12 protein-coding genes are annotated in these 14,712 nt (G+C 62.5%); 3 read left to right on the top strand and 9 right to left on the bottom strand.

Going from position 1 to position 14,712, the window contains the following annotated elements; translation table 11 throughout:
- Positions 1–29: 29 nt before the first annotated feature.
- From D779_RS22210 to D779_RS10540, 4 genes are all read right to left on the bottom strand, one after another.
- Positions 30–1,046 (bottom strand): efflux RND transporter periplasmic adaptor subunit, encoded by a 1,017-nt coding sequence (locus D779_RS22210; RefSeq protein WP_043753470.1) that lies wholly within the window; start codon positions 1,044–1,046, stop codon positions 30–32.
- A 698-nt stretch (positions 1,047–1,744) separates the two neighbouring features.
- Positions 1,745–4,585 (bottom strand): dynamin family protein, encoded by a 2,841-nt coding sequence (locus D779_RS10550; RefSeq protein ID WP_081763452.1) that lies wholly within the window; start codon positions 4,583–4,585, stop codon positions 1,745–1,747.
- A 265-nt stretch (positions 4,586–4,850) separates the two neighbouring features.
- The gene (locus tag D779_RS10545; RefSeq protein WP_043753463.1) at positions 4,851–5,225 is read right to left on the bottom strand and encodes a helix-turn-helix domain-containing protein; all 375 of its coding nucleotides are present in this window, start codon (positions 5,223–5,225) and stop codon (positions 4,851–4,853) included.
- Between the two features lie 23 nt (positions 5,226–5,248).
- Positions 5,249–5,551 (bottom strand): type II toxin-antitoxin system HigB family toxin, encoded by a 303-nt coding sequence (locus D779_RS10540; protein ID WP_043753558.1) that lies wholly within the window; start codon positions 5,549–5,551, stop codon positions 5,249–5,251.
- Between the two features lie 510 nt (positions 5,552–6,061).
- Here D779_RS10540 and D779_RS10535 point away from each other — a divergent pair.
- Together D779_RS10535 and D779_RS10530 are read left to right on the top strand one after the other, a co-directional pair.
- Complete coding sequence (locus D779_RS10535) at positions 6,062–6,343, top strand: BrnT family toxin (protein WP_043753557.1); 282 nt, start codon at positions 6,062–6,064, stop codon at positions 6,341–6,343.
- Positions 6,330–6,617, top strand: coding sequence for a BrnA antitoxin family protein (locus D779_RS10530; RefSeq protein ID WP_198295704.1), 288 nt, complete (start codon positions 6,330–6,332; stop codon positions 6,615–6,617). The genes D779_RS10535 and D779_RS10530 overlap by 14 nt, the downstream gene beginning before the upstream one ends.
- Before the next feature lie 46 nt (positions 6,618–6,663).
- Here D779_RS10530 and D779_RS10525 read toward each other — a convergent pair whose 3' ends face one another.
- The 3 genes from D779_RS10525 to D779_RS10515 form a co-directional block, all read right to left on the bottom strand.
- The gene (locus D779_RS10525) at positions 6,664–6,858 is read right to left on the bottom strand and encodes a CPXCG motif-containing cysteine-rich protein (RefSeq protein ID WP_043753461.1); all 195 of its coding nucleotides are present in this window, start codon (positions 6,856–6,858) and stop codon (positions 6,664–6,666) included.
- Between the two features lie 98 nt (positions 6,859–6,956).
- Entirely contained in the window at positions 6,957–8,498 is a 1,542-nt protein-coding gene (gene zwf / locus D779_RS10520; protein ID WP_052348033.1) for a glucose-6-phosphate dehydrogenase, read from the bottom strand.
- Positions 8,499–8,918: 420 nt separating this feature from the next.
- Positions 8,919–10,244 (bottom strand): ABC1 kinase family protein, encoded by a 1,326-nt coding sequence (locus tag D779_RS10515; protein ID WP_043753460.1) that lies wholly within the window; start codon positions 10,242–10,244, stop codon positions 8,919–8,921.
- A gap of 317 nt (positions 10,245–10,561) precedes the next feature.
- Here D779_RS10515 and D779_RS10510 point away from each other — a divergent pair, with 317 nt between their 5' ends.
- Positions 10,562–11,251 carry a histidine phosphatase family protein gene (locus tag D779_RS10510; RefSeq protein WP_043753458.1) on the top strand — a complete coding sequence of 230 codons (690 nt, stop codon included), beginning with the start codon at positions 10,562–10,564 and terminating at the stop codon, positions 11,249–11,251.
- 107 nt (positions 11,252–11,358) lie between these two features.
- Here D779_RS10510 and D779_RS10505 read toward each other — a convergent pair whose 3' ends face one another.
- Positions 11,359–13,518 carry a methyl-accepting chemotaxis protein gene (locus D779_RS10505; protein WP_043753456.1) on the bottom strand — a complete coding sequence of 720 codons (2,160 nt, stop codon included), beginning with the start codon at positions 13,516–13,518 and terminating at the stop codon, positions 11,359–11,361.
- A 256-nt stretch (positions 13,519–13,774) separates the two neighbouring features.
- Entirely contained in the window at positions 13,775–14,632 is an 858-nt protein-coding gene (locus tag D779_RS10500; protein ID WP_043753454.1) for an NAD(+)--dinitrogen-reductase ADP-D-ribosyltransferase, read from the bottom strand.
- Positions 14,633–14,712 lie beyond the last annotated feature (80 nt).

Genomic DNA, 14,712 nt, shown 5'->3' with positions numbered 1-14,712 from the left:
TCTGGGCCCTGTGGGTGGCGGGGGAGGGTCTAGTCCGGCGTCGTCGTCTCCGAATCGTCTTCCTGCGGTGTCACCTCCTGACCGGGCCGGAGACGCTCGTTGCCGAGCAGCACCAGGCGGTCGCCCTCGGCGAGCTCGCCGGCGACGACCTCGAGCCGGTCGCCGAGCGCGCGGCCGGTCTCGATCCGCATCGGCCAGGCCCGAAGCACCGCTTCGTCCTCGCGAACGCGCCAGACCTCGCGGACCCCGTCGCTCTTGGTGACCACCGCGTCGCGCGGCACCGTCAGCACCGGGACGACGGGGCCGCTCAGGGTCAGCCGTACCCGGGCCGACATGCCCGGCGCCAGCAGACGGTCCGGATTCGGGAGATCGATCAGGACCGGGAAGGTGCGCGAGCGCTCGTCGCCGCGTGCGATCCGGGCCAGCACCTGGCCGCCGAAGTCCCGGTCGGGCAGGGCGTCGAAGCGCAGACTCGCCTCGGCACCCGCGGCGACGCGCGGATACTCGCGCTGCGGCAGCACCGCGCGCACGCGCAGCCGGTCCATCGCCACCAGCTCGACGGTCGCCTCGTCGCGCTGCACCCATTCGCCGACCTCCACGCCCTTCGAGACCACCATGCCGGCGAAAGGTGCCCGCAGACGGTGACGCTCGACCAGCTCCTGCGCCCGGGTCACCGCCGCGCGCTCGCCGCTGAGCGCGGCCGCGCTCATCTCGACCTTGGCGATCGCCGACTGGATCTCGGCCTCGGAGGCGTGCCGGCCCTTCTTCAGCTCCAGCAGCTCGTCGCGCACCCGGATCGCGTCAACACTGGCCGCCTCGGCCTCGCGGGCCCGCGCCTGAGCGGCCTGCAGCTCCAGCTCCGCGAGCCGGGCATCCAGCGTCAGGATCGGATCCCCGGTCTCCACCAGGCTCCCCTCGTCGACGAACAGCTCGGTCACCAGCCCCTCGACACGCGGCGAGAGCTCCGCCCGGCGCCAGGGTACGGAATTGCCGGTCAGCACGACCTGATCGCGCTGCGTTTGCGTGGTGACCTGAGCCAGTGTCACAGGGCTGACCGAGCCTCGGTCGGCGAAGGCGAGGGTAGGGATAGAGAGGCTGCAGATCAGGGCGGCTATAAGGGCGGGGATCCTAGGGTGTCGGTCGCTCATGGGTGTCGAGGGTCTGCCGTGGGACGGTGGGGTGCCTGGAAGTGATTGGTTACCAGATGGCGAACAAAGCAGGGTGACGTCAGAGCGAAGAACCATAGGGGGTTTTTGGCCTCGGAGTCCACTATAGGCCTTGGGCAAGGCGGTCCAGAGCAACGGGATGGCCAAGCCGCGGAGGGCTACGCCGAGCATCAACAGATTGATCTCGGCGCGTCCGAGTTTCCAGTTGGTGCGATCGAGCGTCAGCACCCACGGCTGTTGCGAAGGCCGTTTGTCGATAGTACACGATATATTTTCCTGATCGATCGTGAGCGCGCGCATGAAGCGCTGCAGGTGGATGTAGTTCGAGCTGGTCTTTGCTCGGCTCGAGAGTACCGGTGCCAGGCGTGCAAGGTTGACTGAGCGTACTTGTCGCACGGCGAGGATGAAACGAGCGAGAAAGTCGAGGCGGGCGTCGTGCCAGTCCATATGAGCGCCGAGCAGGGCGTGAAGCATGCTTGACAGTACGGAGTTCGGATATCGCAACGTTAGGGATAGCTTCTTATGGAAATACCATTGTAATCAGTTTCTTAGAAAGAAGCAGGCTAAGCGCGAGAGCACTATGTACCACGGCGATCGATCCACTCTTGCATGGCGAAGACATCGATTTCCGTTCGGCGAACGCGACGATTGCCTGGCCTGTGGACAGCCAGCCCGGTTGCCGGTTTATAGATATCCAGCCCACGGCCCAATTTGAACAGAACACCGTGATCGCACACCACATAGCGATCGTGGATGCTTGTATCGACATCAACGGACAGGCTCGTCCCGAAGTTTCTGAACAGATCCTCGCTGAACTGCGCAGTGACGCGCACGTTCGTGCCGTTTCCCTCTGTCCAGGTATTCGAGGTGATGACAAGGATTTCCTTGGGCTTAACGGTTTCGGCGACCACCAGGAGAAATTCCGACAGATTGCGAACTTGATGGGGCTTGGCGAGGTAAGGGTCGATCAAAGCAAGACGCGTGCATCCGCTGAGAAGCGATGCTGGGAACAGGCGGCCGAAGGTCCAGCTAGAGTCGCCTTCTCGTAGACTGAAGCGCTGGACCGTGGTCTTGGCCTCCCGCTGGACTTCGTCAATCCAAGAGCGGCCAGGTGCTTCACTAACCCAGGCCGATTCCGCAGTGGGGATGGATGACGTGGGTGTTATCGGTGGACTCTTTTCGACCTCTATGGAGTCAACTCCGTCGAGGAACGGGATGCAGGCTCCTGCGACATCCTTAAGCTGCACCGAGAGCTCGTTGCAGTCGTGCTCAAATGCCTCTCGCTCACCACCAATCCTGGCCATCGCCGCAGCTTTGATGTCCTGCTCGGCGCTCGCCAATGTCGCTTGGACTTCAGCAAGTGCATTCCGTGGAACTCCGTCGGCCTCATGGGCGAGGAATTTCGCAAACGTGCCGCAACGCGCCCTGAGATGAACTGTCAGCGCTTCTTGAAGAAGACGCTTGACCTCAGTGTAAAACTGCCGAACCTCAAGCGACTGGCTGTAAGTCGTTCCGGTGCCAAAGATGTTGGAAACCTTGCCACGGGCGGCCGAGATCTTGTCCGAGACTTCGTCCGAGACGAAATCGTCCAGCAGGGAAATGATGTGCTGCTCTTCCGCCGCGATGAGTTCATTTGCAGCACTCAAGGACTTTTCAAGCGACCCCGAGAGTGTTTTCGTTAGGTCGAACGGCAGGGTTTCGCCTAGCTCCAGCTTGTCCGCAAGGTTTGCGCTAGACGCAGAAAGTGCAGATAAGTGCTTCTCGAAATGACCGACAAAGACGGCAAAATGCTCAGTCATATCCGAAAGCATCTGCTGAACGCGGGGAAAGATCCGATTGGCGACACGTCCCTGGAGGCTGTACATGTACCCCCACCTGCCGGAGCGACGGGTTCTCCAATGCTTGCCAACATCGTGCGTCTCGAATTCGGCCAACTCTCGCTCTGCAAGTAAACCTATCGTCTCGATGATGAGGTCGTTCCGCGTGTCCGCGTCTGTGAGGTTCTTGCGCAAGAGCGCGACATCAGATTCGGCGGCGGACAGAAAGGAGGTGCGAGCTGCTTCAAACTGGTTGCGAAAGTCGGCAAGCCGCTGCTCGGCTACCTCTCCGTCCTTGATATTTCGCATCGCCGTCAGGCGGTTTTCAATGACCGCCAAAAGGTCATCTAAAGTCGATTGGGTTCCATCGGCGATGTTTTGAGCGACCAAAGCCAGTCGTGACTCGGTTGAGAGTAGCTCGAGCAACTGAGATTTCATGCGCTCAATGCCACCAGGGTCATCCGGATGGAGCCAGTGGGAGACGTCCTTTTTGTCTTTCCAGTCACGGTGCTTCCGCGCCGAGGTGAAGACGAGTCCGACCACGCCTAATTGCTCGCGGTAGCGGCGCATGGCGGGCGAATCCTCGCTGCTCAGTTCATTGAGCGTCGACTCGATCTCATCCCGAATCCGCCGTTCCTCACGCTGTACTCGCTGCGCGATTGTTTCAGGATCTTCATCGTTGTCTTCAGCGGCGGAAAGATGCTGCTCGTAGGTCTTGTCGACCTGCGTGATGACGAAGATAAGCTGCTTGACGGTTCCACGTCGCAGTAGGGTCAACATGAAATCTTTCTCAGACTGACCGTAGGCGACCCCCGACTGGGTCAGAAATAAAACCGCGTCAACGTCTTCGACGGCCTTTTCTGTCAGCGTGACCCGGAAGCGCTCTGTATCGTCCAGCCCAGGCGTGTCGACGAGTAAAACCCCCTCATCGAGTAACGGCGATGGTGATGTGATCTCGATCCCTTCGACAAGACAGTGGTGTGGACGGGTGCCCGAAGTGAACTCCTTCAACCGGCGGCGAAATGCATTCTCCGATTTCCGGTCGCCCGGCTGCTCCAACACGAGTTCGACACTGTGGCCTCCGAGCTTGATGTAGTTCATTTCGATCGAGGCGAGATCAAAGGTTTCGACCACCTCCCCATCGGAGTTCTTCCGTGCTTTGCCGTCGAAGCTCATCCACATCTTCATGCGATGAGCATCGATATGCTTTGGATCCTCTTGGTAAAGCTGGCGTAGACCATCCCACACCTCCCTCCCGACAAAGCGGATCGTCGCCTTGACTGTTGCGCCATGGCGAAATGAGGTCACGGCTGCCGTTTCAGGGCTGGTATCCTCGCCAGCCAACCGAGCCCCTAACAGTTCATTGACGAAAGCTGACTTTCCAGCTTTGAAGCGTCCAACGACGGCAACCTTGTACCAGTCAGGAACGACTTGGCTCGTCAATATCTCCCCAAGCGCCTCCGCCGTTTTCACGCAGTCGTGGCCTATTCCCCAGGTTGGCTCCCGTGGATCGAGCACTCTATCGGCGAGGACATCCCTCAGAGATGCAACTTGACTCCGCAGGCTTTGGATCTCAGTGCGAAGTTGTTTTGGCGACTTCATGTTCTGTTGTTCCTTATTTATTCCTTACATTCAACGCAAGTGGCATAGAGGCCGAATCACCCGGTCGTCACCGGCCTTCAAACTGCCTTTTCAAATCATTAGAACCATCCTACCAAGTAATCCCGATTCGGCTGATGCCCCGCGAGAGGAAGAGGATGGACCCAACGCCCCTGGAATTCCTTGACAGTTGGCATTCCTCGCAGGGTTACTCGATACCCTGGTGCGTCAACCGCTCCAGCGCAATTCCGGGCTAGATACTTGACTCTCACCCCGATGCGGTGTCCTGAGGTGGTCTGATCAGGCTTTCTGCGGGAATGCCCAGATCCCGATGCAGACGCCAGATCATCTTGAGGGTCAGTGGGCGCTTGCGGTTCAGGATTTCGTAGACGCGATTGGGTCGGCCGATCATCGGCTCCAGATCTTTCGGTGCCAGTCCTTTCTGCTCCATCTGGAATCTGATGGCTTCTATCGGGTCCGGTAGATCGAGCGGGAAATTCCGCTGCTCGTAGGCTTCCACCAGGGTCACAAGAATGTCGAGTCGCTCGCCCTCTGGCGTGTCGATCTGGGCCGTCATCAGGCTTTCGATGTCGCTAAGCGCCGCTCGGTAGTCGGCTTCGGTCTTGATGGGCTTGATGTCCATGAGTTGCGAACGGCTGCTCCGATTCAAATGGTTTGGGCGTCAATGTCGTCGTATTGGGCGTGGGTTCCGATGAAGCGGATGTAGACCACCCGATAGGGGTAGTTGATCCAAACGACTAGCCGATACTTGTTTCCACCCAGGTTGAATACGACACGACCGTCTTTGAGAATGCTGGCGTTTCGGAAATCGGCTTTCACATCGGCGGGTGTCGCCCAATCTGCCCGGCAAGTGGCTCGGTACCAAGCGAGTGCAGGCTCCTTGGCATCCTGAAATGGCGGTTGCTCGTCCCAGAATGCCTTGAGAGTGGAAAGGGCGATGACGCGCATGCTCGACAGGCTAGTCCCGAATTGGGACTTGTGCAAGGCCGATATTTTCGACCTGGAAGCGGGTCTGGGGCTTGTCCACGAGCCTGGTATATTCAAGTCGATAGAGCGAAAGGGGCGGAAGAAGGGGCGGAAGGGTCAAGGGGCGGAAGGGTCAGGTGGAAAGGGCACAGCAGCCGGCAGGGTCAGAAGGCGGCAGGGTCAGAAGGCGGCAGGGTAAGGTCTTGAATCCCAGTCACAGTTGCTGTTGGATAGTTCCCGTTTCTTCCTCGCTGCTCGCGTTTCCCGCTAAATTACGCCATTCCTTGCCGCGTCAACCGCTCCAGCGCAATCTCTAAAGCGCAGTCGGCAAACAGCCGACCATTCCAGGTTTCAGCATCAGGATCGCCAAGAAAACGCTTCGACCCTCCAGGTCGGGCTGGTCCCGCTGGCTCGCCGATTCCTTTGCCATACATCCCCAGGAGGTGTCAGCGAACATCGCTGGCTGATATTTTTGTTACTACAATAATGTTCGTGGATATCTCCTTCGACCCAACCAAGGATGCCTGGAACCGCGCCAAGCATGGCGTCTCTCTTGCGTTGGCGGCGGACATCGAATGGGACACTGCGTTGGTCTGGACCGACACGCGTGAAGACTACGGGGAAGAGCGCCAATGTGCGCTGGTGTTATACGGTGTGCGCCTGTACTTCGTAGCCTTTGTGGATCGGGAAGACGGCCGGCGCATCATCAGCCTGCGCAAGGCCACCAACCAGGAGCAAGCCCGCTATGTCCGAGACGTATTTGACGACCCGTAACGGCCGCAAAATTCTCCTCAACACTCCGGAAGAAGACGCCGCCATCACGGCGGCGGCCGAATCCGACCCGGACGCTCGGCCCATGACCGATGAGGAATGGGAGGCGGCCAAGCCGACGGCATGCCTCGGCCGTCCTCGCGCAGAGCAGCGCAAGGTCTCGACCACCATCCGCTTCGATGCCGACGTGCTGGCCGCGATGAAGGCCACGGGACCGGGGTGGCAGACGCGGATCAACGACATCGTGCGCGAGTACGTCAAGACTCGAACTGGGTGAGGTATCAAGTACCCTATTTTTCGCCTTTCTTCTCTCTCCGCTCGGTTCAGCCGCCCTCGCGGGTCAGTTCGACGTGCAAATGGTCGCCGATAGGATCGACTTCGACAGCGACTTGAATGGGGGAGCAGCAGACTTGGCAGTCTTCGACGTAGATCTGGTTGCCGACGCCGGTCTCGATGCTGAGCTCGAGTTCGACGCCGCACCAGGGGCATGCCGAGCGATAGGGTTCGATTGGGTTCATCGGGTTGGCCCTCGGTAACCGGCGGCGGAGCAGGTCGGGTGCGAGGCGGTTGGTGTGCGCGCCGACCTTTCGGCTGGCGCGCGGTGCGATGGAGGGGATCAGGTGCCCTGGCCGGGCGTGAGGATGCGCCGCCATTGACGTCCGTCGTTCTTGAGCAGGTCGCCGGCGGCGGAGGGTCCCCAGGTGCCGGGGGCATAGTTCGGGAATTCGCGGGCGGGCAGGGCGGACCAGACGTCCTGTACCGATTCGACGATCTCCCAGCCCTTCTCGACGGTCTCGGCGTGTTTGAAGAGCGTGGCGTCCCCGTTCATGCAGTCGTAGATCAGGGTCTCGTAACCGGTGGCGGGCGCGTTGCCGAAGTAGTCGGCATAGCAGAAGTCCATGTTGACGGTGCCGACCCGCATCCGCGGCCCTGGGACCTTGGCGCCGAAACTCATCTGGATGCCCTCGTTGGGCTGGATGCGCAGGACCAGCATGTCGGGCGAGATCTGGTCGACATCGGTGTCCTTGAACATGATCTTGGGGGCACGTTTGAACTGGATGACGATCTCGGTGTACTGGGCGTTGAGTCGCTTGCCGGTACGCAGATAGAAGGGCACGCCGGCCCAGCGCCAGTTGTCCATGGTGAGCTTGAGCGCGGCGAAGGTCTCGGTTCCGGACTTGGCGTCGACGCCGGGCGAGGAGCGATAGGCGGGGACCTTTTCGCCGTCGGGTATGGTGCCGGCGTCGTACTGGCCGCGCACGGCGTGGGTCAGCACCTGTTCGGGCGTCAACGGCTGTATGGCGTCGAGCACCTTGTTGATCTCGTCGCGCACCGCCTGCGAGTCGAAGGAGTTCGGCGGTTCCATGGCGAGGAAACCGAGCAGCACCAGCAGGTGGTTTGGGATCATGTCGCGCAGTGCGCCGGCCTTGTCGTAGTACTCGCCGCGGTGCTCGACGCCGACCGACTCGGCCACCGTGATCTGCACGTGATCGATGTGCTGGCGGTTCCACAGTGGCTCGATGAAGGCGTTGGCGAAGCGGAAGACCATGATGTTCTGCACGGTCTCCTTTCCCAGATAGTGGTCGATGCGGTAGATCTGATCCTCGTCGAGGGTCTCGTGGAGCATCCGGTTGAGTTCCTGGGCGGATTCCAGGTCGGTGCCGAACGGCTTCTCGATGATCACACGGCGCCAGTCGTTCGGGGTCTCGGCGGTGAGTCCGACGGTGCCGAGGTGGCGGGTGATGTCGCCGAACAGCGACGGCGGTACCGCGAGATAGAACAGATAGTTGCCGTCGGTGCCGCGCTCGGCGTCGATGTGCGTCAGGCGCTCGCACAGTTCGATATAGCTCGCCTCTTCGAGGAAGTTGCAGCGCATGTAGTGGATGCGCTCGCATAGTCGAGCCCAGGTCGCCTGATCCCAGGCCGAGCCGACGTGCTTCTTGACCTCCTCGCCCATCATCGCGCGGAAGCCGACGTCATCGATGTCCAGGCGGTCGAGTCCGACCACCGCGAAGGTCTCGGGCAGCAGACGCCCGTGGAACAGATGGAAGAGCGCGGGGACGAGCTTGCGCTTGGTGAGATCGCCGCCGGCGCCGAAGATGATCATCACGTTCGGCGGGGCGGGTGGGGCGTTTTCGGAACTCAATCGCTGCTGCATGGGGGGCTCCTTCCAAACTGCGTCGTCCGTGATCCGCGCCGTTCGGCGTCCGGACTCCCGTTCCGGCGCCAACGGGGCAACATCAGTGCCGCAGTCTGAATGTTGAAGGTGACGACCGATCGATGCCGCCCGTCGCCGCGCGTTCGAGACGGCGCAGCGCGAGAAATGGCAAGACATGGGTGCAGATCTCGAAAGCCAGCGCAGATGCCGTTGAATCGCGCCCTTATATTTCTCTCTGCCCCATTCCTCGCAAGATTGCGCCATCCCGTGCCGCATCAACCGCATAGAGCTTGATGCTGCAGCCCTTGCCGGTGGAACGGCCGCGCTCCGGCGCTGGGACGGTGCCCCTCGTCGTCCAGGGCGAGCGGTTCCGCCAGTCCGTTGGTGGCGAAACCGGCCGATGGCGGTCTCTCGGCCGTCCTACAGATAGGGGTCGAGCAGGAGCGGCAGGTCCACGCGCGCCCGCAGCCGACGGCAGAGCATGAAGGCGCCTAGGAACTTGCGGTATAGAAACATGCTGGACGGATCGGGTAGCTGGCTGAAGGCGCCCTCTTCATAGAGCTGCTGGCCGCGATCGTAGATGCGCTTGAACAGGTCGGATGCGCCGAAGTCGTAGAGTCCCTGGTGCCGCATCATCTCGCTCGACAGACGCATGAGGTCGAGCATCGCCTCGACCTGTTCGCGCGGCGCGTCCTCGCGGGCGAAGCCAAGCGCGATCGCGCTCTCGTGCATGGCCTCGCGGTTTTCCGCCATCGCGGCCCGGATCAGGTCGCGATAGCCGGAGACGATGGCCGGCGGGACCGGGTGGGTGGCGCCGAAGTCCAGCAGCACGACGCGCCCGGTGTCGGTCTGATAGAGAAAATTGCCGAAGTTCGGGTCGGTCTGCACGAGACTGAATTCGAACAGTTCGCGCAGGACGAGCGTCATGACGAGGTTGGCGGCGCGATCGCGCTCCTCGCGGGTGAAGGCCGTCTCGGCCAGCCGGTCGATCGGGATGCCCTCGGCGAAATCCATGGCCAGGATGCGCCCGGTGCTGAAGTCTCGATGCACCGCGGGGACGAGGAAGTCGGCACCGTCGCCGACGAGACGGCGATAGGCGTCCAGCGCGTCGGCCTCGGCCGCGTAGTCGGCCTCCTGGTGCAGCTGGCGGCGGGCCTCGTCGAGCATCGGTTTGAGGTCCATTCCCTTCGGCATCATGCCGATGGCGCGGCTGAGGAGGCTCAGGTTGTCCATGTCGCTGTCGATGCTCTCGCGCACGCCGGGGAACTGGATCTTCAGCGCCAGATGGCGGCCGTCCGCGGTTTCCGCCCGATGCACCTGACCGATGGATGCCGCCGCGACCGGGTTGAAGCCGAAGCGCCGGAAGCGCCGATTCCAGTCCTTTCCGTATTCGGTCTCGAGCAGGGGCGCGAGCTGGCTGAGCGGCATGGGTTCGGCGCGATTGCACAGGGCGCCCAAGATGGCGGCGGCTTCGGGCGTGAGCGCGTCCGATCCGTCCATGGACATGAGCTGGCCCATCTTCATCACCGCACCGCGCATGTGCGCGAGCCGGTCGGCGAGGCGCTGAAAGGTCTCCGGACTCAATTCGATGGGGTTCGATTGACCGTTCCCGCGCCGGGCGAGATCGATCAGGCCCCGCACGCCGATGCCTGCCGCCAGGTCGGTGGTCGCGCGCCCGAGGTGCCATAGACGATCGAGGCGCGTGCTCGGGACGGCGCGACCGCCTGTCAGTGGGGCCTGTGTCATGGCGTCTCCTGGACAGATGTCGAGAATGCCGGCCGCTTGCGCACATGGCGCCGGGCCTGAATCCGGCGGCTGACGGCAAGAGGTCGTGCGGAAGACGTCAGCGCCGGCGGTCGGGTGCAAGACTAGCGGTGACCTCGGATCCGGGGCAATGACAATAGAGGGCCGCCAGAATGTCGAGACGCTCGCCCTCGGGTGTGTCGATCCAGTCCGTCTCGATCCAGCGTTGGAGGATCCGCGATCGGGTGGCATATACGGACTCTCGTCACAACCTGTGACGATACTATGCACGGATCACCACGCCTGGAGGAGGAGCAAGCATGCCAACTCGAATCTATCTCGTCCGCCATGGGGCGACCGAGCTCACGGCCGAGGACCGTTTCGCCGGGTCGACGGATGTCCCGCTCTCCGACGAGGGGCGGCGCCAGGCGGCGGCGCTGGCGGAGCGGCTGAAGTGCGACCGGCTCGACGGCATCTACGCCAGCCCCATGGGGCGCACCATCGAGACCGCGCGGATCGTCGGCGCGCCTCACGACTGTCAGGTTCGGGTCGAGCCCGATCTGCGCGAGATCGCCTACGGGCACTGGGAGGAGCGGACGCGCGAGGAGATCGAGCGCGATTTCCGGGAGGAGTACGACGCCTGGGAGGAGGATCCCCTGACGATCGCCCCGGCGGGCGGCGAGTCCGGTATCCAGGTGCTCGCGCGCGCCCTGCCGGTGATGCGGCGCATCGTTCAGAACCATCGTCATCAGTCGGTGCTCGTCGTGTCCCACAAGGGCACGAATCGGCTCCTGATCAGCAGCCTGCTGGGCTTCGACGCGCGAGGCTATCGCGATCGGCTCGATCAGAGTCCCGCCGCCCTGACCATCCTGGAATTCGCCAACGAGGTTCGCGCCCGGCTGCGGCTGTTCAACGACATTTCGCACTACGAGGCGCTGCCAGGGCGCTGCACCGAGCAGCGGCTGTCGCGCTGGTGGAGCCTGCCCATTCAGGGGAGTGACGGCTCCTGAGCGGCGCTGACCGATATGCCAATCGCAGGTGTGCATTTCAGTATGAGATGAGGTCGCGGCGGGGGATGGGCGGCGGCCATGCCTGCCCGTCCCCTGTCGCCCGGGGTTCAGCTTGACCGAACCTTGAAGGTCGCTGTCAGACGTTCGAGCTGGGCAGCTTGTTCCGTGAGGGTGTGCGCGGCCATCGACGATTGCTCGGCGCTGTCGCTGTTGTGATTGACGACCTCGTCGATCTGCGAGATGGCGTCGCTCAACTGCTCGACCCCGTTGGCCTGCTCGCTCGCCGCGAGCGCGATGTCGCCGATCAGGGAAGAGGTTTCGGCGGCACTGGCGACGATCGCCTGGAGGGCGCTGGCCGTCTCATCGGTCAGTTCCAGTCCCTTGGCCGTGCGGGCGACCGTGCTCTGGATCAGTTGCGCGGTCTGCTGTGCGGCTTCGGCGCTGCGGCCCGCGAGCTGGCGCACCTCGTCGGCGACGACGGCGAAGCCGCGTCCGTACTCGCCGGCGCGGGCCGCCTCGATGGCGGCGTTGAGGGCGAGCAGGTTGGTCTGGGCGGCGATCTCCTCGATCACGTTGGTGATGTTGGTGATGTCGCGGCCGGACTGCTCGATCTCCTGCATGGCGGTTCGCAGTCCCTCCATCAGCCGGTCGCCGTCATGCGCCGAGGTTGCGCCATTCTTCGACAGTTCGTTCGCCCGATCCGCGTTTTCGGCACTCTGACGAATCTGATCCGCCATTTGGCCGATGGTGGCGCTGATCTGGGTGACCGAGGCGGCCGATTCGGTGGCGCCGCTGGCGAGGTCCTGGCTCAGGTCCGATACCGTCCGTGACTTCTCGGTGATCAGCGAGGCGCCGGTTTGAAATTGGGACACCAGGTTGTTGAGGTTCTCGATCATGCGCTTGAGGGCGATTCCGAGCTGGTCTTGCTCGGATGCCAAGGCGACATCCAGGTCGAGATTGCCGCGCGAGATCTGTTCGGCGAGCTGGGCGCGGTCCTGCAGGCTGTCGGCCATGGCGTCGAGGCTGCGGGCGAGTTGTCCGATCTCGTCCTGTGAGGTATGGGTGAGACGCTGCGAGAGGTCGCCGCTCTGAATGACGTGGGCCAGATTGGCGGCGCGCCGGATCGGCCCGGCGATCGAGCGTGCGGCGAGCCAGAGCACCGCCATCGCCACCAGGGCGACCAGGATGCTGACGATGACCTGCATCAGGGTTCCGCGCTGTCCTTGGGCGGTCATGTCGTCGCGCAGGGCATAGGCCTCCGCGAGGACCAGGTTTTTGTCGACGTTGAGCATGACCGACCAGGTGGTGCCGGTGCGGCCCAGTTCGATCGGGAAGAAGACCTCGACCGTTCCTTTCTCCTCGTCGGTGCGGGCGAGCGCCTTCTTCTGCTGGACGATGTCGAGTTTTTGCTGCCAACCCGCGGGGTCGAGCGCCTTGAGGTGCTGGCCGATGGATTCGGGGTACGCGCTGGCCGCGATCACGAGACCTTGCTCGCTGACGATGGTCACGTCTCCCTGGCCATCGTAGATTTGTTTCGAGATCTCCTTGCTGATGCGCTGGACGAAATCGAGGTCGTAGTCGGTCCCGGCCACGCCGATGAATCGGCCATCCGCCATGATCGGTACGGAGAGCGTCGCCAGCCAGACCTGTTTGCCCTGCACGATATAGGGCAGGGGGGCCTGGATGCTTTCGCGGCCCGTCCGGCTCGGGTTGATGTACCAGCCGCCCTTCATGACGCCGTTCGGGTGACGTTCCTGGGAGTCGTACTCGACCAGTGCCTGGACGTCGATCTTGCCGCTGGGGTTGCGGGTCCAGTAGGGGGTGAATCGGCCGGTCTCGTCGTTGTTGCCGTCGCCCGTGCCGCGGAACGCCGCATCGCGGCCATCGATCGCGTTGGGCTCCCAGCAGGAGTAGGTGCCGTTGAACTCTGGGTTGTCCTCGAGGACCTTCAACAGGATGGCGTTGACCTGATCGCGCCCCAGATCGAAATCGGTGCTGGAATGTGAGACGGCGAAGACGTCGGCCATGGTCCTGGCGGTGTCGAGTGCGGTGTCGAATTTGGCCCGAATATCGCCTGCGTATTTGCCGGCGAGGAATTCGAGTCCCTCGAGGGCGGCCTTCTCGGATTGGGTCTCGACGCGTTCGGACACGAGGTTCTGGGTGGACTGGTAGGAGTAGACCCCGTAACCGACGAGAATGCCGGCGGTGGCGAGCAGACAAAGCCCGCCGATGAGCGCAATCTTCTGTTGAATGGATTGGACGACCATCGTTCCTCCATATGTCTTGGATTCGGCGTTCTGTGTGTCTGCTGCCGGCACCTATCCATGGGGCTGAGAAGGTCTTTTTGCAACGTAGCGTGGAATCGACCATTTTGGCAATGATCGTCGATCGATGCTCGATGGGCATCCCGGTTTCGTTCGTGTCGTGATCGACACGCGGTTTTGGAGATTCTCCTAACAAGCGGTCGATTGGGTTCGGTTGGCGGGCTGGCCGATTACGATTCGGCCAGCCCATATATAAGGATCAGAGGGTACTGATACAGACCTCGTAGGCCCCGCCGATGACGACGTATTCGTCCTCCCCCTTGAGCATGCCGGGCAGCAGCTTGTTGTAGAAGAAGATCTTGGACGTCGGCACCTCGGTCACCAGGATGTAGTCGCCGAACTCGTCGGCACGCTCGCGGTTGCTGGTGAAGCTGTTGAGGTTGTTGAAGAGGACGCGGTTGCGCCCGCAGGGGCGGACCTGCAGGATCTCGTGCTCGTCCATGCGGTTGATGCCGCGATAGAGCTTCAGGTGCGCGCTGTCGCCGTGCTCGCGGGCCAGTTCGTACTGGCAATAGGTGTAGAGCAGGTCGAGCTGCGCCTCCAGGGCATTGGTGGCGTAGAGTCCGCGCGTGCCCTGGGACAGGTAGCGGTGATAGATCTCGCCGTCGCGGTCGTGCAGCGGGCCGGCGTGATGGCGCGCCAGGAGGCCGAACCTGCTCTCCGTCCAGCGTTTGAGGACGGCGCCCTCGCGGCCGTCCGAGTCGAACGACCAGCCCCGCACCATCCTCAGATAGTTGGCGTTGATCCTGGACTTGCGCTTACGTCCTGGGGTCAGTCCAGCCTCCTCCAGTTCCTCCAATAGGAATCGAACCGTCATGTAGTCCATGAAGCGCTGGGCGCGCTCGGTCCGCTGCGGCATGGCGTCCAGGGTGCGGAAGAGTCCGGCGTGGAAGTCGCGGATGCCGTCGATCTCCAGCGGCACCGGGTGCTGCTGGAAGGTGAGGCCGCCGAGGATCACCGCCGGGAGGTTGCAGCGGTTGATCGGGAGGTGGGCGCTAGCCGGCAGGCTCGGCGGGGGTAGTTGGTCTTCTTGTTCGGTTTGTCTGTTGTTCTCCATACAGACCCTGCGGCTTTGTCGTGGATGCGACCAACTCGAACAGGCCGTGAGACCGGGTCTACTTCCTTATGAATCAGTGC

It is taken from the genome of Imhoffiella purpurea (genome assembly GCF_000585215.1).
Lineage (GTDB): Bacteria > Pseudomonadota > Gammaproteobacteria > Chromatiales > Chromatiaceae > Imhoffiella > Imhoffiella purpurea.
This window is presented reverse-complemented; position numbering and strand designations above follow the sequence as displayed.

Excerpts from the sequence above, each read along its gene's own strand:
- D779_RS10500 (WP_043753454.1), bottom strand. The coding sequence starts at position 14,632 with ATGGAGAACAACAGACAAACCGAACAAGAAGACCAACTACCCCCGCCG.
- D779_RS10525 (WP_043753461.1), bottom strand. The coding sequence starts at position 6,858 with ATGAACCCAATCGAACCCTATCGCTCGGCATGCCCCTGGTGCGGCGTC.
- D779_RS10545 (WP_043753463.1), bottom strand. The coding sequence starts at position 5,225 with ATGGACATCAAGCCCATCAAGACCGAAGCCGACTACCGAGCGGCGCTT.
- D779_RS10550 (WP_081763452.1), bottom strand. The coding sequence starts at position 4,585 with ATGAAGTCGCCAAAACAACTTCGCACTGAGATCCAAAGCCTGCGGAGT.
- D779_RS10540 (WP_043753558.1), bottom strand. The coding sequence starts at position 5,551 with ATGCGCGTCATCGCCCTTTCCACTCTCAAGGCATTCTGGGACGAGCAA.
- D779_RS10510 (WP_043753458.1), top strand. The coding sequence starts at position 10,562 with ATGCCAACTCGAATCTATCTCGTCCGCCATGGGGCGACCGAGCTCACG.
- D779_RS10505 (WP_043753456.1), bottom strand. The coding sequence starts at position 13,518 with ATGGTCGTCCAATCCATTCAACAGAAGATTGCGCTCATCGGCGGGCTT.
- zwf (WP_052348033.1), bottom strand. The coding sequence starts at position 8,498 with ATGCAGCAGCGATTGAGTTCCGAAAACGCCCCACCCGCCCCGCCGAAC.
- D779_RS10515 (WP_043753460.1), bottom strand. The coding sequence starts at position 10,244 with ATGACACAGGCCCCACTGACAGGCGGTCGCGCCGTCCCGAGCACGCGC.